Genomic DNA, 21247 nt, shown 5'->3' with positions numbered 1-21247 from the left:
GGAAAGAGTTTAACAATGCAGCAGTTACAGAACGTTATTGAATCCGCTTTCGAGCGCCGTGCCGACATTACTCCGGCAAATGTGGATACCGTAACCCGCGAAGCGGTGAATCAGGTTATTTCTTTACTGGATTCCGGTGCTCTGCGCGTCGCAGAAAAGATTGAGGGTCAGTGGGTCACGCATCAGTGGCTGAAAAAAGCGGTCCTGCTCTCTTTTCGTATTAACGATAATCAGGTTATCGATGGTGCGGAAAGCCGTTACTTCGATAAAGTGCCGATGAAATTCGCCGACTATGACGAAGCGCGTTTTCAGAAAGAAGGTTTCCGCGTGGTGCCGCCTGCGGCAGTACGTCAGGGCGCGTTTATCGCCCGTAACACCGTGCTGATGCCGTCTTACGTGAACATCGGCGCTTATGTTGATGAAGGTACGATGGTTGATACCTGGGCGACAGTCGGGTCCTGTGCGCAAATCGGTAAAAACGTACACTTGTCCGGCGGCGTTGGCATTGGCGGCGTACTGGAGCCGTTACAGGCTAACCCGACCATCATTGAAGACAACTGCTTCATCGGCGCGCGTTCTGAAGTCGTAGAAGGCGTGATCGTCGAAGAAGGATCCGTTATCTCCATGGGCGTGTACATCGGCCAGAGCACCCGTATTTACGATCGCGAAACGGGCGAAGTACATTATGGCCGCGTTCCGGCGGGCTCCGTTGTCGTCTCCGGCAACCTGCCGTCGAAAGATGGCAAATACAGCCTGTACTGCGCGGTGATAGTGAAGAAGGTTGATGCCAAAACGCGTGGCAAAGTGGGAATCAACGAACTGTTACGCACCATCGACTAACAGCAATTTGAAAAAGCGGGCTTAGCCCGCTTTTTTTACATCTGCGAGTGGCGTAAACAAGGCTTTTCGTTAATTATTCAATGGTTATAGTGAGCTTAAGGGTACCGCTATGTATGACAATCTGAAAAGTCTGGGCATTACTAATCCTGAAGAGATCGATCGTTACAGCCTGCGGCAAGAAGCCAACAACGATATCCTGAAAATCTATTTCCAGAAGGATAAAGGCGAGTTTTTTGCCAAGAGCGTGAAGTTCAAATATCCCCGCCAGCGTAAAACGGTTGTCGCCGATGGCGTCGGCCAGGGTTATAAAGAAGTGCAGGAGATCAGCCCCAACCTGCGCTATGTGATCGATGAACTGGATCAGATCTGCCAGCGCGATCGCAGCGAAGTCGATCTTAAACGTAAGATCCTCGATGATTTACGTCATCTGGAAAGCGTCGTGACCAACAAGATCAGCGAAATTGAAGCCGATCTGGAAAAACTGACGCGTAAATAACCGCGAGTGGATGTATTCGTAGGCCGGGTAAGGCGAAGCCGCCACCCGGCATTTTGCCTGATAAGCGTCGCACCATCAGGCAATCAATGTTGCTCATCTAACTGCAATGCCACATACAGCAGCAGCCTGTCGTCAAAATTCCCCAAATCCAGCCCGGTCAGTTCTGAAATACGATTCAGGCGATACTCCAGCGTATTGCGATGAATAAACAAGGCTTTTGAGGTCGCCAGCGGCTGAACGTTATGCCGAAACCATGCCGCTAATGTCCGACGCAGCAAGCCGTTGTTATCCATTGCTTTTAACCGTACCAACGGACGCGCCAGCTCATTGGCCTGCCAGCCGCCGCGCAGGCTGTCCAGCAGTACCGGCAGCATCAGATCCTGATAGAAATAGCTTCGGCTTTCCGGCATCCGCTGCTTACCGACCATCATGGTGGTACGCGCCGTACGATACGAACGGGCAATGCTGCCAGGTCCGGTAAAATAGTTGCCGAGCGAGACGCGAAAACGCAGCTGTCCGTTCTCTTTCATCCGGGCAATGAGCTGTTCAACGCGCTTGCGATGATCTTCGGCATCCCAGCGGCCAAACTGATTGAGCGCGGGTTTCAGCACCACCATCTCAGTCAGGGAAACAATCGCAATCAGATTATTACGCTCTGGCGTGGTCAACGCATTCTGTAATTGCTGTAATTCAGCCATCGCGCTGTCAACACCAAGCTGACCGCTGTCGACTTCGACTACCGCTACCACGCGCGGCTGGTTCAAATCGATGCCTAAACGCTGCGCCCATTCCATTAGCGCTGGGGTATTTTCTTCCGCCTGAATCAGGTTCATCACCAATTCTTCGCGCAGACGGCTGTCCTGGGCTAAAAGATGCATCAGACGCGACTGTTCCAGCATCATTTCGGCGGTCATACATACCAATTCGCCGTATTTGCGCAGATGTTCCGGTTCGCCGGTAAGACCGATAACGCCAACGATTTCGCCGTCAAGACGCAGCGGCAGATTGATCCCCTGTCGCACACCGTGTAAATGCCGTGCGACCGCATCGTCAATATCGACCACCCGCCCCTGAGAAAGCACCAGCAGCGCGCCTTCGTGCAATTCACCAATTCGTTCGCGATCGCCGCTGCCGATTATCCGCCCACGGGCATCCATTACGTTGATATTGGTATCAATGATGCGCATGGTACGCGCCACGATATCCTGCGCCATTTTGGTATCAAGATGCCAGCCAGCCATAAACCCTCCTGTGAGCAGAGCTCAAGCATAAGGAAGATAACAAGCGACAACATTGTGCAAATGCACAAAGCGGAAGAGAGAAGTATGGAGTTGTGGGAGGTATCACAAAAAGAAACCCCTTCCTGTGCAGGAAGGGGTTGAGGGAGATTACTGCATCAACAGATAGATGGAGCTGTCGCCACGCTGAATGTTCAGCGCCAGTACAGCGGGTTTGCTGTCGAGAATTTTGCGCAGTTCGGCGATATTTTTCACCGGTTGCTGGTTAGCACCGATAATCACATCCCCTTTCTTCAGGCCAATCTGTGCAGCCGGAGAATTCGGTTTCACGTCGCTTACCACGACCCCTTTGTCCTGGCCCTTGTTGCTCATATCGGCACCTTCAATGCCTTTGAAGATAGAGCTGGAATCAACCTGGGTCTGGCTGCTCTGCTGCAGTTCCAGATTCACAGTAACAGGCTTACCGTCGCGCAGCAGGCCAAGGTTAATTTTGCTGCCTACCGGCATAGTTCCCACCTGCGCACGCAGTGCGGCAAAGCTGCTGATAGGTTTACCGTTCAGGGAGGTAATCACATCCCCGGCTTTAATACCCGCTTTCGCTGCGGAAGAGTTCGGCATGACCTGGCTGACGAATGCGCCACGCTGGGCGTCAACTTTCATCGCTTTCGCCAGCTCAGAGCTCAGCTCGGTACCCATGATGCCCAGCTCGCCACGTTTAACCTGGCCGAACTCAACCATCTGCGAGGTCAGGTTTTTCACCATGTTGCTTGGGATTGCAAAACCGATCCCGATATTACCGCCGTCCGGCGCGAGGATCGCGGTGTTAATCCCGATCAGCTCACCGTTCAGGTTGACCAGTGCGCCACCGGAGTTGCCCCGGTTGATCGCAGCATCCGTCTGGATAAAGTTCTCGTAGTTTTCCGCATTCAGGCCGCTACGACCCAGCGCAGAAACGATACCGGAGGTCACGGTCTCACCGAGGCCAAACGGGTTGCCAATTGCCACGGTGTAATCACCCACGCGCAGCGCGTCGGAATCCGCCAGCTTAATTGCCGTCAGGTTTTTCGGATCCTGAATCTGGATCAACGCGATATCGGAGCGCGGATCTTTACCCACGATCTTCGCGTCAAACTTACGGCCATCGCTTAGTTGAACCTTAATTACCGTGGCGTTATCCACCACGTGGTTGTTGGTCACAACATACCCTTTCGCAGCATCAATAATTACGCCGGAGCCCAGCGCCATAAATTTTTGCTGCTGGCCGCCGCCGTTGTCAGCGCCCGGTGCGCCGCCCTGGCAGAACGGTGAACTCTGGAACGGAGAACCGTCCTGGCAGAACGGGGAATTATCACCGAAGAACTGCTGGAAATTACGCGGCATGCGCGGCGTATTCACCGTCGTGCTCCCCTCGACGTTAATACTCACCACCGATGGCATCACTTTTTCAAGCATCGGGGCCAGGCTTGGCATCTGTTGGGCGGTCGTTGCTGAAGACGCCGTTTCAGCCGCTGTTGCAGACAAGGGGGACAACGCCAAACCTAAACTCAGAGCCAGTGCACTCATTGCTAATGTGGTTTTTTTCATGTGTTTCGTTCTCGATTAACAGGTAACGCAAAATTGCTGTATACGTCAGAGTCGTTTTATAGCGCTAAGTTCCAGATTTAAGTTTAAGGAAAAAGTAAAATTTTATTGTCGATCTTTACAAATGATTATTTATTGTTCTACTGCCATCAACCGACGATATTCATCCCAGGCATATAAATCTGTCATCCCGCTGATATAATCCTGAATCAAACGGCAGCGATAATAATATTCCAGAACAGGAAACTCAGCGCAACTAGCCGATATTTTACTGACCGCCTCAACATAAGCAAGGCGATGGCGAGTAGACAACTTCTGAAATAACCGGGACTCGATAGGAAAACGTTTTACTCTTTCATTTTCGACCAGTTCCGTAAAATCTGACTGAGTCATTTTTAATAACGGTTGATAGATTTCCAGCAACCCGCTTATCACCCGATAGCCCTGTAACTCCAGTTGCTCTACGTCTGGGTGGCTAAAGACATGTTTTATCGCCACATTTTTATAGACGCCCAGCAACTGGCTGAAGCTACTGGCATCTTCTAACAGCGCGTGATTAAAACATCCCTCGAAAATCTGCGGCAAGTTATCGATAAATCGCTGGGCAGCGTACGGCACCAGTTTATTCAATGTATTAACGCGTAAATACATAAAGAACTGATCTTCGGTACTCCGGCTTAATGTATTTGAACGTGATTTCTCCCAGGCGTTCTCTACCACCAGACTGAACAGGGAACCTTTTTCGTGGTGTCCCCACGCCGCATACAGATGCTGATAAAGTTGTTCGACGCTAAAGATTCTTTTCTCAACGGCATCTTCCAGATCGGCCACGCAATAAGAGATATCATCAGCAGCTTCCATAATCCAGGTTAATGGAAAGCGACTGTAAGGCGCTAATGATAATTCTTTACGTAATCTCTCAATATACGATTCTTCGGAAAGATAATAGCCCGGTTTCTTCATTAAATAGTTGTGTGTTGCGGGCGCATTGCCGCGCCACCACGCCGGGCGGGTATATTTCAAAATACCGCCAACCTGCGCCCAGGTAAGATTCATACGCATCAGGGTATGTACCAGACGAATCCCTTGCGCATTACCCTCAAAATGGCACAGGTCCTGTCGCACTTTACGGCGAATATCATTCAGCGACTCTTCGCCCTCGCGCAAACGTAATGCCGCCACCAGGCAACGGTCATCGCTGAGTGGCTGACTTTCCGCATCTGCGGGGTACAGTCGCTGGCGGAACCAGTCATTAATCGCCGCTTCACCAAAGTGACCAAACGGCGGATTGCCAATGTCATGCATCAGGCAGGACATTTCAACAATACTCTCAAACGGTCCCGTCAGTTCATCCAGACCATACTGCTCCAGCAACTTTTGCTCTTTGAGTCGGCTGAGGATCTCTTTCGCGATATAGCGACCAACCTGCTGAACTTCCATTGAGTGCGTCAAACGCGTGCGTACCGCCGCATTACGTTCCAACGGAAAGACCTGGGTCTTTTGTTGCAGTCGGCGAATTGCCGGAGAATTGATAATGCGTCCACGATCGCTTTCGAAAATACGCAGGATCTCGTGCTCAGTCTTCACGCCCTGCGGCGAACGGTAACGACGATGCCAGTTTATTTTTTTTCGGAAATCGATCTGTGCCATGTCCTCTCCCGCCTGAGAAATGCGCTACCCCGTAAGCGCATGATAGACTATGCCCTCAAATCTGGCTTATCGCGAGTAAATCTATGAAAATCGGCATCATTGGTGCAATGGAAGAAGAAGTTACGCTACTGCGTGACAAAATCGAAAACCGTCAGACCATCGCTCTCGGCGGTTGTGAAATTTACACCGGCCAACTGAATGGTACTGAGGTTGCGCTACTGAAATCAGGCATCGGTAAAGTCGCTGCGGCACTGGGCGCTACGTTGCTGCTTGAACGCTGCAAGCCGGACGCCATCATCAATACCGGTTCAGCGGGCGGCCTGGCCTCTACGCTGAAAGTCGGCGATATCGTGGTTTCTGATGAAGCGCGCTATCACGATGCCGACGTCACGGCATTTGGCTATGAATTTGGACAGCTACCGGGTTGCCCGGCGGGTTTCAAAGCCGATCCTGCGCTGATTGCTGCAGCAGAAGCCTGCATTGCTGAACTGAATCTGAATGCCGTCCGTGGGCTTATCGTCAGCGGAGATGCCTTCATTAATGGCTCTGTCGGCCTGGCTAAAATTAAGCATAACTTCCCGCAGGCGATTGCCGTTGAGATGGAAGCAACCGCGATTGCGCATGTTTGCCACAATTTTAACGTGCCGTTCGTCGTGGTTCGCGCCATTTCTGACGTCGCCGATCAGCAGTCCCATCTCAGCTTTGACGAGTTCCTGGTGGTCGCCGCGAAGCAGTCAAGCCTGATGGTTGAAACGCTGGTACAGAAACTGGCGCATGGCTAAATTACTCTCCAGGGCGCTGGTCGCCCTGCTTTTCACTCTTCCGGCGTTCCTTTACGCCGCACCGCGTGTTGTTACGCTTTCTCCTGCCAATACTGAACTCGCCTTTGCCGCAGGCATTACGCCCGTTGGCGTCAGCAGCTACTCCAATTACCCGCCCGAGGCCCAAAAAATTGAAGAGGTCTCAACCTGGCAAGGCATGAATCTGGAACGCATTGTGGCGCTGAAACCGGATTTGGTCGTCGCCTGGCGCGGAGGAAATGCTGAGCGGCAGGTTAATCAGCTAACCGCGCTGGGCATTAAAGTCATTTGGGTGGATGCCGTTACCATTGAGCAGGTCGCCGATGCGCTACGCCAATTGGCGCCATGGAGCCCCAGGCCAGAGCAGGCCAAACAGGCGGCAAAAACATTGCTTGATGAATACGCTTTACTAAAATCTCAGTATGCCAACAAACCGAAAAAACGCGTGTTTCTGCAGTTTGGGGCGAATCCTCTGTTTACCAGTGGAAAAGGCTCCATTCAGCATGAGGTTCTTGAGGTATGCGGCGGAGAAAACATTTTTGCCGGCAGTCGGGTTCCATGGCCGCAGGTTAGCCGTGAACAGGTCCTGGCAAGAGCGCCGCAGGCTATCGTTGCCACCGGTGGTTCGGGCGAAACGCTGAAAATTGAGCAATACTGGGGAAATCAGCTTAAAATCCCGGTTATTACCCTTAATAGTGATTGGTTCGAACGTGCGAGCCCGCGTATTATCCTCGCCGCAAAACAACTCTGCAATGCGCTTTCACAGGTAAATTAGCGCCTGCCCCCACCAGGTTTGTTGTGAGGATTTAAACATGCTCGTCTATTGGCTGGATATTGTCGGTACCGCGGTATTTGCTATCTCTGGCGTATTGCTTGCCGGAAAACTGCGTATGGATCCCTTCGGCGTTCTGGTCTTAGGCGTGGTAACAGCCGTCGGTGGCGGCACGATCCGCGATATGGCGCTGGATAACGGACCGGTTTTTTGGGTTAAGGATCCTACCGATCTGGTGGTGGCGATGATCACCAGCATGCTGACGATCCTGCTGGTGCGTCAGCCCCGACGGTTGCCGAAGTGGATCCTGCCGGTGCTGGATGCCGTTGGTCTGGCGGTATTCGTGGGTATTGGCGTCAACAAAGCTTTTATTGCCGGAACAGGGCCTCTGGTGGCAATTTGTATGGGCGTGATTACCGGCGTTGGCGGTGGGATCATTCGTGACGTATTAGCCCGTGAAGTGCCGATGATTTTGCGCACCGAAATCTACGCTACAGCCTGTATTATCGGCGGGATCGTACATGCGACCGCGTTTTATACCTTTGATGTTTCACTGGAAAACGCCAGTATGATGGGGATGATTGTCACCCTGCTGATTCGACTGGCCGCCATTCGCTGGCATTTGAAATTGCCGACGTTTGCGCTGGATGATAACGGGCGTTGATATGACGGTACAGAACATGTAGGCCGGATAAGGCGTTTACGCCGCCATCCGGCACATTGCCCGGTGGCGCTTCGCTTACCGGGCCTACAACATCAGACCATCAGTATTACAGACAGCAATCAGATGCTGAAAGAAGAACCACACCCGCAGGTGCTTTTTGCATTCGGGTTAGTCACAACGAAGCGGGAACCTTCCAGACCTTCGGTATAGTCAACCGAACCACCCACCAGATATTGCAGGCTCATCGGATCAACCACCAGACCAACACCTTGTTTCTCAATGGTCATATCACCATCGTTCACCTGATCATCAAAGGTGAAACCATACTGGAAACCGCTGCAACCACCGCCGGTGATATACACGCGTAATTTCAGATTCGGGTTATCTTCATCAGCGATCAGGCTTTTTACTTTATTGGCTGCTGCTTCAGTAAATTGCAGTGGCAGCGCTACGTCATCACTCATATTTTGCTCCAAACGACATTGGCAATTGGGCAAATTATAACCCAATGGTTAAAGCCATTATCTAATACCCTGGTATTTCGTTCAAGTATTCTCGCCAGCGGTAGTCCCCTGACTTTTTGCCGCCTGCTCCGCTTCCTGTTTTGCCAGCGTGCGGGCAAGGATAGTCGAGTATAGCGGCTTTCCGCCCATAAATTGGGCTAATAGTGTTGCGCCAAGACAGGTAATAATCATTGGCAAAATGAGCTGATAGTTATCGGTCATCTCCAGCACCAGCACAATACCGGTGAGCGGCGCCCTTACCGAAGCCGCCAACAAAGCCCCCATTCCGGCAATGGCAAAAGTTCCGGCCTCCAGATGATACTGCGGAAAAGAGGCCGCTGCGGCCATACCGAACGCGGTACCAAGCAGCGTACCCAACGCCAGCATCGGGGCAAAAATCCCGCCAGGCGCGCCGGACGAGAAGCACAGCAGCGTGGTAATCACCCGGGCAATAAAAATAAACAGCAGCAGACCGACGCTAAAATTGCCCGCCGCAGCAATCGGGATCAGGTTAAACCCACCACCCGCTGCTTCAGGTTTAATTAATCCGAGGATCCCGCACAAGCCGCCAATCGCGCCGCCCATGAGCACCCATTTTTTAATCTCACCACCGTGGAAACGCTGGAACATATCCTGGGTACGCAACACCATGGTATTAAACAACGGTCCGACGCAGCCAAAAACAATCCCCAGCACCAGATACAGCCACAGCGTATTCACCGGCGCATTGGAGAGCTTGCCAACTTCAATAATCGGAGCTTCACCATTGAAAACGCGAAACACAATGCTCGACATGATGACGCCGGTAAACACGGCTTTGATCGACACGAGGTTATAGCGAAACTGCGGACGCATCTCTTCAATAATGAACAGGATCCCCGCCAGAGGGGCATTGAACGCCGCCGACAGGCCCGCAGCGGCACCGGTAGCCAGCAGAGTATGCCGCGCTTCGGCGCTGCGCATACGAAAAATATCCAGCACCATACGCCCAATGTTGCCGCCAATCTGCACGGTCGGCCCTTCTCGCCCGAGCACCATCCCAGCGCCCAGCGTACCCATACCGCCGATAAATTTCACCGGCAGAACGCGCCACCAGCGCACAGGTCGCAATTCCTCCAAAGCGCCTTCAATCTCTGGGATCCCCGAACCGCCCGCTTCCGGCGCAAATTTACGCACCAGAAAATAGCCGACCATCGCCAGCAATGCGGAGAGGATAAACGCCAGCGGCCACAGCAAAATGGCATGGTCCGCAACCTGAGCCAACGCGCCGATGCGCTGATTCTGCACCCAGGTCACCGCTTTCTCAAACGCCACGCCCACTAGTCCCGTCACGGTCCCCACTACCGCGGCCATCAAGAGGATCGCCAACGGCGTTTTGTCTCGTTCCAGGAGTCGACGGATTTGATCCCTGCGGCGTAAACGCACAATTTGTTGTGCTTCAAAAGAGGGAGTGTCAGTCTTCATCAGATGATCATTAATTGGTAATACAAATACGGAATCGGCATTCTACTCGCACATTTCACGAAAATCCCCTGCAAATCGCATTGTTTCAATTGCGTAAAACTTTCATAACCTTCTCTGAATAACTAGAATAGCGGGCATTTACTTTTTCTACGAACCAGGACCCCATCCATGAGTAAGTCTGAAAATCTCTACAGCGCAGCACGCGAACTTATCCCTGGCGGCGTTAACTCCCCCGTTCGCGCCTTTACTGGCGTGGGTGGTACTCCGCTGTTTATCGAAAAAGCGGACGGCGCGTATCTGTATGATGTCGATGGTAAAGCCTATGTCGACTACGTCGGTTCCTGGGGACCGATGGTGCTGGGCCATAACCATCCGGCAATCCGTAACGCAGTGATTGAAGCGGCAGAGCGCGGTTTAAGCTTCGGCGCGCCAACCGAGATGGAAGTGAAAATGGCGGAGCTGGTCACTGAACTCGTACCGACCATGGACATGGTGCGCATGGTGAACTCCGGTACGGAAGCGACGATGAGCGCCATCCGTCTGGCGCGCGGTTTCACCGGTCGCGATAAGATCATCAAATTTGAAGGCTGCTACCACGGCCATGCTGACTGCCTGCTGGTCAAAGCCGGTTCCGGCGCGTTAACGCTGGGCCAGCCGAACTCCCCTGGCGTACCCGCTGATTTCGCGAAACACACCCTGACCTGCACCTACAACGATCTCGCTTCAGTGCGTGCGGCGTTTGAGCAATATCCGCAGGAGATCGCCTGTATCATCGTTGAGCCGGTCGCCGGCAACATGAACTGCATTCCACCGTTGCCGGAATTCCTGCCAGGCCTGCGTGCGCTGTGCGATGAGTTTGGCGCGCTGTTGATCATCGATGAAGTGATGACCGGTTTCCGCGTGGCGCTGGCCGGTGCGCAGGATTATTACGGCGTCGTTCCGGACCTGACCTGCCTGGGTAAAATCATCGGCGGCGGGATGCCCGTTGGCGCATTCGGTGGCCGTCGTGATGTGATGGATGCCCTTGCGCCGACCGGTCCGGTTTACCAGGCGGGTACGCTGTCCGGTAACCCGATTGCAATGGCGGCGGGTTTTGCTTGTCTGAACGAAGTGGCCCAACCGGGTATTCATGAAACGCTGAATGAACTGACAACGCATCTGGCGGAAGGTCTGCTGGAAGCCGCCGAAGAAGCGAACATTCCTCTGGTGGTTAACCATGTGGGCGGGATGTTCGGGATTTTCTTCACCGATGCAGAAACCGTGACCTGCTATCAGGATGTGATGGCATGCGACGTTGAACGCTTTAAGCAGTTCTTCCACATGATGCTGGATGAAGGGATTTACCTGGCACCGTCTGCCTTCGAAGCGGGCTTTATGTCTGTGGCGCACAGCGAAGAAGATATCAATAACACCATCGATGCCGCGCGTCGGGTGTTTGCGAAACTGTAAAAGAGAACGTACAGAAACAAAGTAGGCCGGGTAAGGCGAAGCCACCACCCGGCTTTTTTATTGCCGGATGGCGACGCAAAGCGTCTTATCCGGCCTACATGAAAAGAATCAGCCTCAGCGGCTCTGCTTTCTCAGCAGATAGATAAAGTACGGCGCGCCGATAAACGTCGACAGTAATCCCGCCGGGATCTGATACGGAAACAGCACCATTCTGCCGCACCAATCGGCAAAGACCAACAGCACGCCTCCCGCCAGCGCCGAAATCAGCATATGGGGCATCGCCCGGCGAAAACCCATCATGCGAGCAATATGCGGCGCCATCAGCCCGACAAAGCTCAACGGCCCAATCGTCATGGTTGCTGTCGCCGTTAATCCCGCCGCCAACAGCAGTAACCCCACGCGTGACGGCGTCAACGCCAGACCGACCGCCCGCGCCGTATCGCCTCCCAGCGGTAAAATCGTCAACCAACGACGACACAGCGGCGTCAACGCCAGCAAGAAAACCATCACTATCCCGGTATGCAATACCTGCTCGCCAGTCGCGTTATAGGTTGAACCGGAGATCCAGGTCAACACGCCCGCCATGCGCGGATCGCCGCTGGCCTGCAGCATCATTAGTAGCATTGTAAACGCCGTACTGAGCGCCATCCCTGCCAGCAGCATGCGGTGCGGCGAAAAACCGCCGCGCCCGGCGGCAACCATGATGATAAGCAGAGTGACCGCCGCTCCGAGGCTCCCGGCGGGGAGCAGCCAGCCAAAGGCATTGCCGGGCACCAGAAACAGCATTAACACCACGCCAAATGCCGCGCCGGAACTAATACCGAGGACTTCCGGGCTGGCCATTGGATTTCCGGTCAGACGCTGAATAATGCAACCCGCCACCGCCAGCATCACCCCGGCAATCAGCGCCGCCAGAATACGCGGCCAGCGCCAGGGCATCAGTTCATCCAGCATCGATCCGCTGGCCCATGTCCAGCCGTGCGCATCACGTCCGAACGACAGTGCCACCACGACCGTCAGCAGTAAAATTGCGCCGCCCGCCAGCGCAAACATCAGGACATTTTGACGCTCAGCGGCGATGCGGTTGCTGGCATTCATATCCGGTGCGCTCATGCTCTTAAGGCGCGGCAGCAGCCACAGCAGCAGCGGCGCGCCAACCAGCGCCGTCACCGAACCGGTGGAGACTTCCATCCAGATGCGGGTTAGCCACAGAATGATTTGATCGGAGAGCCAGAGGATCAGCGCGCCGATCAGCGGGGCCAACATCAGACGCGCCAGTAAGCGCCGGGCGCCGAGCATTTTTGCCAGCAGCGGGGCAAACAGGCCGATAAAACCGATAATTCCGACAGCGTTAACCAGCAAGGCGCTGATGACAATCGCCAGCGTCAGTGCCGCCAGACGCGCCAGCGATAGCGCCAGCCCAAGGTTGCGCGCCACGCCGTCATCCAGTCCCATCAGCGTCATTGGGCGTAATAACAGCAGCGTCAACATCACGCCGCCCAGCAGTTGCGGCCACAAACGCTGAACGCCGCTCCAGTCGGTTTGCGTCAGCGAGCCACTGCTCCACAAAAACATGCTTTGCAGCTGATCGTGATGGAAAAGTACCAGTAACTGGTTAATCGCCCCGCAGTACAGGCTGACCACCAGACCGGCAAGGATTAGCGTCACGGGGGAAAGACGTTTGCCCCAGGCAACGCCAAACACCAGCGCGCCAACGATACAGGCCCCTGCCAGCGCCGCAAATTGCGCGGTCAGCGCCCCCGGAATCACCCACAGCGTCGTGACCGTAATACCTAACTGCGCCCCGGTTGCGACCCCCAGCGTGGTTGGCTCCGCCAGCGGGTTACGCAGCACCTGCTGGAACAACACGCCGACCAACCCCAGCCCGGCGCCAACTAATAGCGAAATCGCCAGCCTCGGCAGCAGGCTGTAGTGGAAAACCATCTGCTCAATGGCATCGATATCCGGTGACCAGATGGCCTGTTGCCACTGGCTGCGCGGTAGCGCCACAGAGAAGTTAACCCAGGTGAGCCAGCAGGCAGCGACGAACAGAACCGCCAGAAGAAGCGTTGGGAACAGCGCAATTCGTTTACTCACGCTTTGCCTCCCAGTGCATTATCCAGGATGCGGGCAAAATGCATCGCGGACAGCGTTGCACCATAAAACCAGACGGCAGGCACGCGCTGAAAACGTCCGCTACGGACAAATGGCATCGCCTGCCATAACGGCGTAGACATCAGCGCATCCATTTCTCTGTTGTTGCCGTGATCAAAGCACAGCACATCAACGTCCTTATAGGCTGCAAGCCGGTCAATACTCACGGCTGTGCTGCCCCAGAAGTTGGTTTCTCCCTGCCAGGCGTTGGGGATCCCATATTCGTCCAGCACCTCCTGGAACAGGCTGTTCGGGCCAAACACCAGCATATGCCGCGAATCAAGCAGGGACGTCAGGAGCACGGGGCGCGCGCCTCGTTGGATAAAGCGCGGTTTCAGGCTGGCGATAAAACGATCGTATTCAGTCAGATGACGTTCAGCAGAAGCTGGCAAATTCAGCAATTGCGCCATTTCCTGCAGCGACTGACGCGCAACCGCCAGCGGCTTTTTGCCATCGCTGAAGTTAAATCCCCGACCAGGCGCAATTCGCGCCAGTTTTTCGGGGGCGGGGCCATAACCAGCCGACCATACCAAAAACGAGGGTTTCATTTCGGTCAGTAGTTCGAGATTGGGTTCCGTACGTAGCCCGACGTCAATCACCGAGTCCGGCAATGGAGGTTCATTGACCCACAGTTTGTAGTTAGGGATATCCGCAATGCCATACGGCACGATGCCCAGCGCCAGCAACAGCTCTACCGGCAGCCATTCCAGCGCCACAATACGTTGCGGATCAATCGCCGCCGCGTTAGCCGTATTCATCCGCCACAGCAGCGGCGACAGCGCCATCGCCGTCAGCAGCCGCCGACGGGTAATATGTGGTAATCCGATCATTAATAGACAAAACTCACGGGTGCGGCACCGGCCGGATGCGGCAAAATGCCCATCGGGATACCGTAAATTTGTTCCAGCGTTTCGCTGCGCATCAGTTCCGCAGGCGTTCCCTGAGCAATCATTTCACCGCCGCGCAGCGCAACTAAATAATCGCAGTAGCGGGCCGCCATATTGATATCGTGCAGTACGGCAACCACCGTCAAGCCGCGCTCCTGACTTAAGCGATGCACCAGCGCCAGTACGTCAACCTGATGAGCGATATCCAGCGCAGAGGTCGGTTCGTCAAGCAGCAGGCAGCGGCTGTCCTGCGCCACCAGCATGGCGATCCACGCACGCTGACGCTCGCCGCCGGACAGGCTATCGACCAGACGATGCGCCAGGGGTTTTAAGCCCACCAACGAAATGGCTTCTTCTACTTTCTCTCTGTCGGCCACGCCAAAACGTCCCAGCGCGCCGTGCCACGGATAGCGGCCAATCGCTACCAGTTCGCGAACGGTCATCCCTTCTGCCTGCGGCAACTGCTGCGGCAAATAGGCGACCTTGCGGGCAAACGCTTTACTGCTCCAGTTCTCCAGCGGCTGTTCGTCGAGCAGGATCTCGCCTTCTGACGGCGGCTGATGACGTCCCAGCATTTTCAATAACGTCGATTTTCCGGAACCGTTGTGGCCGATAAGACCAGTCACTTTTCCTACGGGAAACGTTAACGAGAGTGGATGCAAAAGCGTGCGCCCAGGCACACGAAAGGAGACATTACGCAACGCAAAAGTGGTATTGGGATGGGATCTGTTTTCCTGCATAGCAGCCAACTTGTAAAACGGGCACGCAAAGCGTGCCCAAAGAGAAATTAGAAACGGAAGGTTGCGGTTGCAACGACCTGACGTTCTGCGCCCCAGAAGCAGCCATAGGTGTTGAAGCAACTGGCGACATATTCACGATCAAGCAGGTTGTTCACATGCAGCGCCACGTTGGAGCCCGCCATGCCGACGCGCGCCAGATCGTATCGCACTAACGCATCCACCACCGTGTAGCTTCCCACTTTGAAGGAGTTTGCCGGATCGCCGTAGCTTGAACCGGTTAAACGAGCGCCGGTTCCCAGCGTCAGGCCAGAGAGCGCGCCGTCATAGATGGTGTAATCACCCCACAAGGATGCCATATGCTTTGGCACCTGAGCAGGCGTATTGCCTTTGTAGTTGGTGTCAGTGGTGTATTCCGCATCGGTGTAGGTATAAGAACCGACAACGTTAACGCTGGCAGACAGCGCCGCTTTTGCTTCAATTTCCACACCACGTGAACGAATTTCACCGCCTTCAACCGAGAAAAGCGATCCATTCGGGTCGGCCATCAAATTATTGGTTTTGGTGAGCTGGTATACCGCACCGGTCAACACGATCGGACGATCGCCCGGCACGTATTTCACGCCAGCTTCGTACTGCTTACCTTTGGATGGTGCAAAGATATTGCCGCTAGCCCCGGTCTGGGAAGCCGGTTCAAAAGATTCGCTATAGCTGAAATACGGAGTTACACCATTGTCAAACAGATAGTTAACACCGCCACGCCAGGTGAACTGTCTGTCATCACGGGAGTCCTGCACGCCAGATACGCGGTTCAGAGAATCCTGTTTAGCCCAGTCGTAACGACCACCCAGAGTAACCAGCACCTTATCCCACTGCATCTGATCCTGAGCGTACAGACCAGTTTGTTCCTGTTTATTCAGAACACGATACGGAGCACCTGGTCCAGGATGCGCGCCAAAATCAAAGTCGCTGCGGTCAAGGTTATAGATATCTGACGGCGCTACAGAACCAGCCCAACCAAACCAGGAGTTGATGTCGTTACGCATACGCATATAGTCAACGCCGGTCAGCAATGTGTGATCCAGGGAACCGGTAGCAAATTTGCTCTGCACCTGCGTATCAACAGCAAAGTTCTGCAATTTCTCATTATCGTCAACGTACTGACGAGTCAATGTATGACCCCAATCTGACTGAGGAACGCTGGCACAAGGACTGTTAGCCGGATCTTTTGTATAGAGCGGATCTGAGCACATGCCGTAGCCATACACGCTGTTTTGCGAAACTTTGTTTTGCGCATAACGCAGATTCTGACGCACGGTAAAGGTGTCGTTAAATTCGTGGTCAAAGCTGTAGCCCACCATCTTCTCATTACGAGAGTAGGTATTGTTGTTTGCTCCTTCGTTGAAATCGGTGGGCAGACGTGAACCGTTTGGCAGCTTAGATACGGTACCCTCCTTCGGCAACCAACCGTAATAACCGGTTTCAGGCTCGTTCTGGAAGTAGGAGAGGAAGGTGAAGTTTGTCTTATCATCCGGACGCCATGAGAACGATGGCGCGATAGCGTAGCGTTGCTCTTCTGCGCCCTGCTGCTGCGCATTAGCGGAACGCGCCAGGCCGGTCAGGCGGTATGAGTACACGCCATCGTCATCCAGCGCGTCGCTGAAATCAAACCCGGTCTGGAACAGGCTGTCAGTGCCCATTTTGAACTGAACTTCTTTCAGCGGCTCTGTCGTGGGGCGCTTGCTGACCATGTTCAACAACCCGCCAGGGTTGCTCTTTCCGTAAAGAACGGAAACCGGACCGCGCATCACTTCAGCGCGCTCCAGCATATAAGGATCGATTACCGCATCGTTGTAGAAGTTACCCTGCATCTTCAGGCCATTCAGATAGTTGTTCTGACTTTGGCCGTCTGCCGCGAATCCGCGAATAATCAGATAGTCATAGGTATTGGATGCGCCACGCGTACCCACGGCGACACCAGGAGTGTAGCTGAGCGCCTCTTTAACCGATTTCGGCTGATGTAACGCCATCTCTTCAGCGGTGACCACTGAAATAGACTGAGGAACTTTTTGAATCGGAGTATCGGTTTTGGTCGCCGTAGCAGACTGTCGTGCGGCGATGGTTGCCGCTGGCCCCCATGCACTTTCCTGCGGAGCAGGCGCTGCGGTTACGGTGATGGTTTCTTCTTTCGGTTGAACCGCCGCCTGTGCATAGACAGACATGCCGCTAACCGCTGTGGCTACCACAACTGCAATTTTACGCAGCGAGGAATTTGGCTGAGCAGTTTTAATACGCGCCATTGGTATTTCTCTGATGAAAGTGAATGATAACGTAAACGAGAATTATTCTTATAACGAGAGTATGATATTCGAAACGCTGTTGCGAGCGCAAGCAATACGCGCCCCTACTAAAACTAAGGGGTTAAGAAATAACCAGATTGGGAGAAGGGATATAGAAAGATGATGGAATTGGGTAATGACCTGCCAAATTTGGCAGGTCATTCACGTTTAGCGATAATAAACTTCAAACGTCGCGACGGCATCTACCTGCCCGGCTTTGACCGTCCCCGTTTTGACATAACGCGCCTGAAGAGGAATAGTGATGGCCTGATTCTCTGTCGTTTTCGAGACAGCGGTATAATCCGTATCAAACTGGAGAACGTTGTTATTGTTATCAAGGATTTGAATCCCCACCCCTTCGGCGGCGTCCGTTCCGCTAGCAATACTAAGAATGTTACCGCTGGTTACCCCCGTCGACCCTGAGGTCGTAAACCGATAATCAACCTGTATATCGGCTTTACAGGCATCAAGCTGAATTTTGAAGGCATCATCTGAGACAACGTCTGAATAACCGTTGTTAAATTCACCCGTTGTGATCTGTTTAAGCGGTACGGAAATATTTTTCTCAACAAGGTTACAGGTGTTAGCCTGCACGTTTACGCTCACAGGGTTAAAGGTGAGTTGGGCAACCGTCTGGTTGTCAAATACCCATTCGGCCAACAAACGGCTGGCATCAATAGTGCCGCTTTCAATGGGCCCGATGACAACAATCCTAATACCTATTCGGGGTGAAAGAGTATATTCATAATCTTCTGTCATATACTGAGCTTCAAAATAAGAGAGGATATAGTTACCGTCTGCAGCAAGCGATTCCCCTGAGCTGTTCCATTTTGCCTGAATACCGATGCCGGGAACGTTAGTTTTATAAACAGCTGACAGTCCAACACTATTTTCCCAACGGGTGCTCAGATACCTGTATCCTTTATAAATAGGAGCAACTCCCGTACATTTCAATTTAGCCGCAGATCCAACCAGTTCTTGACTATAAAGTATCGTACCAGGCGTCGCATCCTGGCTTACCACCAACGCTGGTATGGTAAAAGGTCCTGGCCCAACACCGCCCTGAGTAAAAGAACAACTCGCCCAGCTGCTACCGCTAATCAGTAATAACAGCGCCCCTAAATAGCCTGGTTTAATATTCATTACAGATTCCTTTCTTTTAGAGTCAGTCTTCACTGGCACTGCACGTTTGCTTTATAAATACCTGCCGGTACTTCTTCAGGTATTGTCACGCTTCCAGCGCATCTTGCTTCTCGTCCATCGCCCCATTGCACGGTAAAGGTCTGGGTTCCCTTAAGTCCGGTGAGATAAACTTCACCGTCATCGCCCACAATGGCGGTGCTCTCCGACAGACTAAGCATCGCGCCAAAAGGCACGACGCCATGATTGCGCTTCAGCGTTATCAACGCACGCTTACCCGTGCGAGCAGTAAAACCCGCCGCAACGACCGCGCCTTTGGTCGGTGTTACGTCTAATGAGGAATCCTGAATATCAATGTCATCCCGTCCATACGTATTAACCGTTATCGTATTACGCCGATAATTTGTTAATGAAGGCACAACCGCATTGCCCCAATAATCGGTATAAACGCCCCACGAATTTTGGACTTTGACATTATTGCCATCAGCAATATGCACGATCGCAAAAGCATCCTGTATAGACGGGCCCAACGTGACTCCATGCGAATGCGCGACCACGCTACCCTGTGCGCTATAGCTCCACTGCTTGTTATCTTTCTGATAGCTGTAGCTGGAACTAAACTCGCCCACCGAAGCGCGATAGCGCGATGAGAGATATGCGCCATTGCCAGCATCACTATTGGTGTAGGTTTGCTGAAGGTTATAGCTTAAATTGTTATCTTCCAGCAGCGTGCCGCTAATCCCCACTTGATGCGATGTATTGCCATGTCTGGTGCTGTTCATATTATAAGTAGCCCATGAATTCGACAGCCAACGCGCCAAAGGTACATTAATGGAAAAGGCAATCTGCTGATCGTCAGTCGTCGAAGGCGTCTTCGTCAGGTTGTAGTTCACCGACCAGTTGATTCCCTGCCAACTGCTACTGTAGCCAAGGCTAATACTGCGTTCATACCCGTCCATCCCCCAGTAATCCTGCTGATATGCATTGGCATAAACCGAGCCCCATGAATGCAGCGACTGAGAAAGGCTAAACTGCTGACGACTACGACGATTATTAGTGCTGCGATAACTGTAAATATCGTCGCTATCATAGTTATTGTTGCGCTGATCCAACGCTTCCTGGAAGGTGTAAAAACCCGATGTGGAGTAGCGATAGCTAGCCAGCGTCACGGTCGTATCGGTCAGCGGGAAATCTTTGGCATACTGAGCCCGCCATGATTGACCACGAGCGTCGTCGCGATCGTCATTAAACGCGGTTTTGGCGGCAGTAACGTCCGTCGAAAGTGAACCAAACTGCTGAAGATCGACCCCCATCCCTACTAAGGCTGAATGGTACATCGATGCACCTAGCATACCGCCATAAGCGGTCATGCCGTAGGGTAAACCATAGATGAGTGTCGCCTGGCCGAATCCCGGTTCTTCACCATTATCGACATCACGATATTTCCCCGCCGCCAAGCTGTATTTCATCGCCCCTTCTCGCAGCATAATCGGGACTGAAGAACTGGCCTGAATAAAGCTGCGCTCCGTACCATCGGCTTCCTGAACCGTCACCTCAAGATCGGCCCCTGCCGTCACCTGACTCAGGTCGCGAATTTCAAATGGCCCGGGAGAAACATTCGTCTGATAGATGACATAACCATTTTGTTTGACGGTTACTTTGGCATCACTGTTTGCAATCCCGCGAACCACTGGCGCAAAACCCTGTAGGCTGCTCGGCAACATACTGGTGTCGGTTTCGAGTTTGATCCCTGTCATCTGTACGCTGTCAAACAGTTCGCCATTGGTCGAGGTCTGCCCAGCTTCAAACTGGCTGCGCAACGGTTTAATGTCGCGTTGCAGCGAGGTATTGATCGATTGCCAGCCGTCATCCTGGCCCCAGGTTCCCATATTATGCAGTCGCCACGGTCCAAGGTTTATCCCTGAATTCAAACTCACCCAATTTGAAGAACTTTCATCCCCATTAAATCGTTGATGAGAACCGGAGATGTAGTAACTCGTCCATAGCGCAGGAATACCGTCGTCCCAGTATTTTGGATTGGTATCGCCTGAGATCTGAGTATTTCGGTACATTTGCGGTATACGCAATTGCAACACCTGGGTATCAGCACTAAAGTCATAACGGGCCTCAGGTATATATTCGCTGATGTCCCCCACAGGTGAATTATCATCAAGCAGATTCAGTGCCGGAACGGTGTCAACTTTAACGCCCAACTCGCGCAATTCTGCTTTAGTGAACTGCGGCACCAGCTTTTTGCCGTCCTTCGAAAGGAGAAAATTGATATTTCTTTTATCAATAAATTCCTGATCCCAAACCACAGAAGTGAGATAGTTACCAGGTAACAGGCCACTGTTATGTAAATAAGCGGCCAGCGCGCCCGTATTTTCTAATGGAGTATCGGTTTCGAGTGCACTAAGGTTAAAATAATCGTCGGCATACCCTGGAGCACTTGCTGCCAGTATTGCCAAGGTCAACGAATTAAAAGTAAATGTGCGCAAGACGCGAATTGAAAACATATTGCCCATCCGATGGC

The 21247-nt window shown here is 53.0% G+C and carries 17 protein-coding genes and 1 pseudogene; 6 read left to right on the top strand and 12 right to left on the bottom strand.

Translation table 11 applies throughout. The features are described 5' to 3' along the window. The first annotated feature begins 15 nt into the window (after positions 1-15). Positions 16-840, top strand: coding sequence for a 2,3,4,5-tetrahydropyridine-2,6-dicarboxylate N-succinyltransferase (gene dapD, locus FDX09_RS04560; RefSeq protein WP_006686779.1), 825 nt, complete (start codon positions 16-18; stop codon positions 838-840). 109 nt (positions 841-949) lie between these two features. After that, entirely contained in the window at positions 950-1336 is a 387-nt protein-coding gene (locus FDX09_RS04555; protein ID WP_003018562.1) for a DUF3461 family protein, read from the top strand. An 83-nt stretch (positions 1337-1419) separates the two neighbouring features. On the opposite strand, the gene cdaR is transcribed toward FDX09_RS04555, so the two are convergent. The 3 genes from cdaR to dgt form a co-directional block, all read right to left on the bottom strand. Then, positions 1420-2577, bottom strand: a complete 1158-nt coding sequence (gene cdaR, locus FDX09_RS04550; RefSeq protein ID WP_038637395.1) for a DNA-binding transcriptional regulator CdaR — start codon at positions 2575-2577, stop codon at positions 1420-1422. Between the two features lie 147 nt (positions 2578-2724). Then, positions 2725-4158: a serine endoprotease DegP gene (gene degP / locus FDX09_RS04545; RefSeq protein WP_005132129.1), complete on the bottom strand. Its 1434-nt coding sequence runs from the start codon at positions 4156-4158 to the stop codon at positions 2725-2727. A 129-nt stretch (positions 4159-4287) separates the two neighbouring features. Further along, the gene (gene dgt / locus FDX09_RS04540) at positions 4288-5805 is read right to left on the bottom strand and encodes a dGTPase (protein WP_069324023.1); all 1518 of its coding nucleotides are present in this window, start codon (positions 5803-5805) and stop codon (positions 4288-4290) included. A gap of 83 nt (positions 5806-5888) precedes the next feature. On the opposite strand from dgt, the gene mtnN reads away from it, so the two are divergent. The 3 genes from mtnN to FDX09_RS04525 are packed head-to-tail and all read left to right on the top strand — an operon-like array spanning position 5889 to position 8041. Next, positions 5889-6587 carry a 5'-methylthioadenosine/S-adenosylhomocysteine nucleosidase gene (gene mtnN, locus FDX09_RS04535; RefSeq protein ID WP_038637386.1) on the top strand — a complete coding sequence of 233 codons (699 nt, stop codon included), beginning with the start codon at positions 5889-5891 and terminating at the stop codon, positions 6585-6587. After that, the gene (btuF, locus tag FDX09_RS04530; RefSeq protein WP_087857686.1) at positions 6580-7380 is read left to right on the top strand and encodes a vitamin B12 ABC transporter substrate-binding protein BtuF; all 801 of its coding nucleotides are present in this window, start codon (positions 6580-6582) and stop codon (positions 7378-7380) included. The genes mtnN and btuF overlap by 8 nt, the downstream gene beginning before the upstream one ends. 37 nt (positions 7381-7417) lie before the next feature. Next, complete coding sequence (locus FDX09_RS04525) at positions 7418-8041, top strand: TRIC cation channel family protein (protein ID WP_038637378.1); 624 nt, start codon at positions 7418-7420, stop codon at positions 8039-8041. A 119-nt stretch (positions 8042-8160) separates the two neighbouring features. Here FDX09_RS04525 and erpA read toward each other — a convergent pair whose 3' ends face one another. The 3 genes and pseudogenes from erpA to clcA form a co-directional block, all read right to left on the bottom strand. Beyond that, complete coding sequence (erpA, locus tag FDX09_RS04520) at positions 8161-8505, bottom strand: iron-sulfur cluster insertion protein ErpA (RefSeq protein ID WP_006686771.1); 345 nt, start codon at positions 8503-8505, stop codon at positions 8161-8163. Beyond that, positions 8498-8563 (bottom strand): annotated as a pseudogene (gene yadW / locus FDX09_RS23760) (small protein YadW). Before yadW ends, erpA begins: the two are co-directional and overlap by 8 nt. A gap of 23 nt (positions 8564-8586) precedes the next feature. Beyond that, entirely contained in the window at positions 8587-10008 is a 1422-nt protein-coding gene (gene clcA / locus FDX09_RS04515) for a H(+)/Cl(-) exchange transporter ClcA (protein ID WP_038637374.1), read from the bottom strand. Positions 10009-10176: 168 nt separating this feature from the next. Here clcA and hemL point away from each other — a divergent pair, with 168 nt between their 5' ends. Next, entirely contained in the window at positions 10177-11457 is a 1281-nt protein-coding gene (gene hemL, locus FDX09_RS04510; protein WP_069324027.1) for a glutamate-1-semialdehyde 2,1-aminomutase, read from the top strand. Between the two features lie 114 nt (positions 11458-11571). Here hemL and fhuB read toward each other — a convergent pair whose 3' ends face one another. From fhuB to FDX09_RS04480, 6 genes are all read right to left on the bottom strand, one after another. Next, positions 11572-13554, bottom strand: a complete 1983-nt coding sequence (fhuB, locus tag FDX09_RS04505; RefSeq protein ID WP_069324028.1) for a Fe(3+)-hydroxamate ABC transporter permease FhuB — start codon at positions 13552-13554, stop codon at positions 11572-11574. Further along, the gene (fhuD, locus tag FDX09_RS04500) at positions 13551-14441 is read right to left on the bottom strand and encodes a Fe(3+)-hydroxamate ABC transporter substrate-binding protein FhuD (protein WP_137346851.1); all 891 of its coding nucleotides are present in this window, start codon (positions 14439-14441) and stop codon (positions 13551-13553) included. The genes fhuB and fhuD overlap by 4 nt, the downstream gene beginning before the upstream one ends. Further along, positions 14441-15238 carry a Fe3+-hydroxamate ABC transporter ATP-binding protein FhuC gene (gene fhuC, locus FDX09_RS04495; RefSeq protein ID WP_137346850.1) on the bottom strand — a complete coding sequence of 266 codons (798 nt, stop codon included), beginning with the start codon at positions 15236-15238 and terminating at the stop codon, positions 14441-14443. Before fhuC ends, fhuD begins: the two co-directional genes overlap by 1 nt. A 47-nt stretch (positions 15239-15285) precedes the next feature. Next, entirely contained in the window at positions 15286-17535 is a 2250-nt protein-coding gene (fhuA, locus tag FDX09_RS04490) for a ferrichrome porin FhuA (protein WP_137346849.1), read from the bottom strand. Positions 17536-17742: 207 nt separating this feature from the next. Continuing rightward, entirely contained in the window at positions 17743-18717 is a 975-nt protein-coding gene (locus FDX09_RS04485) for a fimbrial protein (RefSeq protein WP_137346848.1), read from the bottom strand. Between the two features lie 29 nt (positions 18718-18746). After that, entirely contained in the window at positions 18747-21230 is a 2484-nt protein-coding gene (locus FDX09_RS04480) for a fimbria/pilus outer membrane usher protein (protein WP_137346847.1), read from the bottom strand. Positions 21231-21247: the final 17 nt, after the last annotated feature.

It is taken from the genome of Citrobacter sp. wls717 (genome assembly GCF_005280955.1).
Lineage (GTDB): Bacteria > Pseudomonadota > Gammaproteobacteria > Enterobacterales > Enterobacteriaceae > Citrobacter > Citrobacter werkmanii.
Note: the sequence above shows the minus strand (reverse complement) of the source record. Positions and strands in the feature narration are given on the sequence as shown.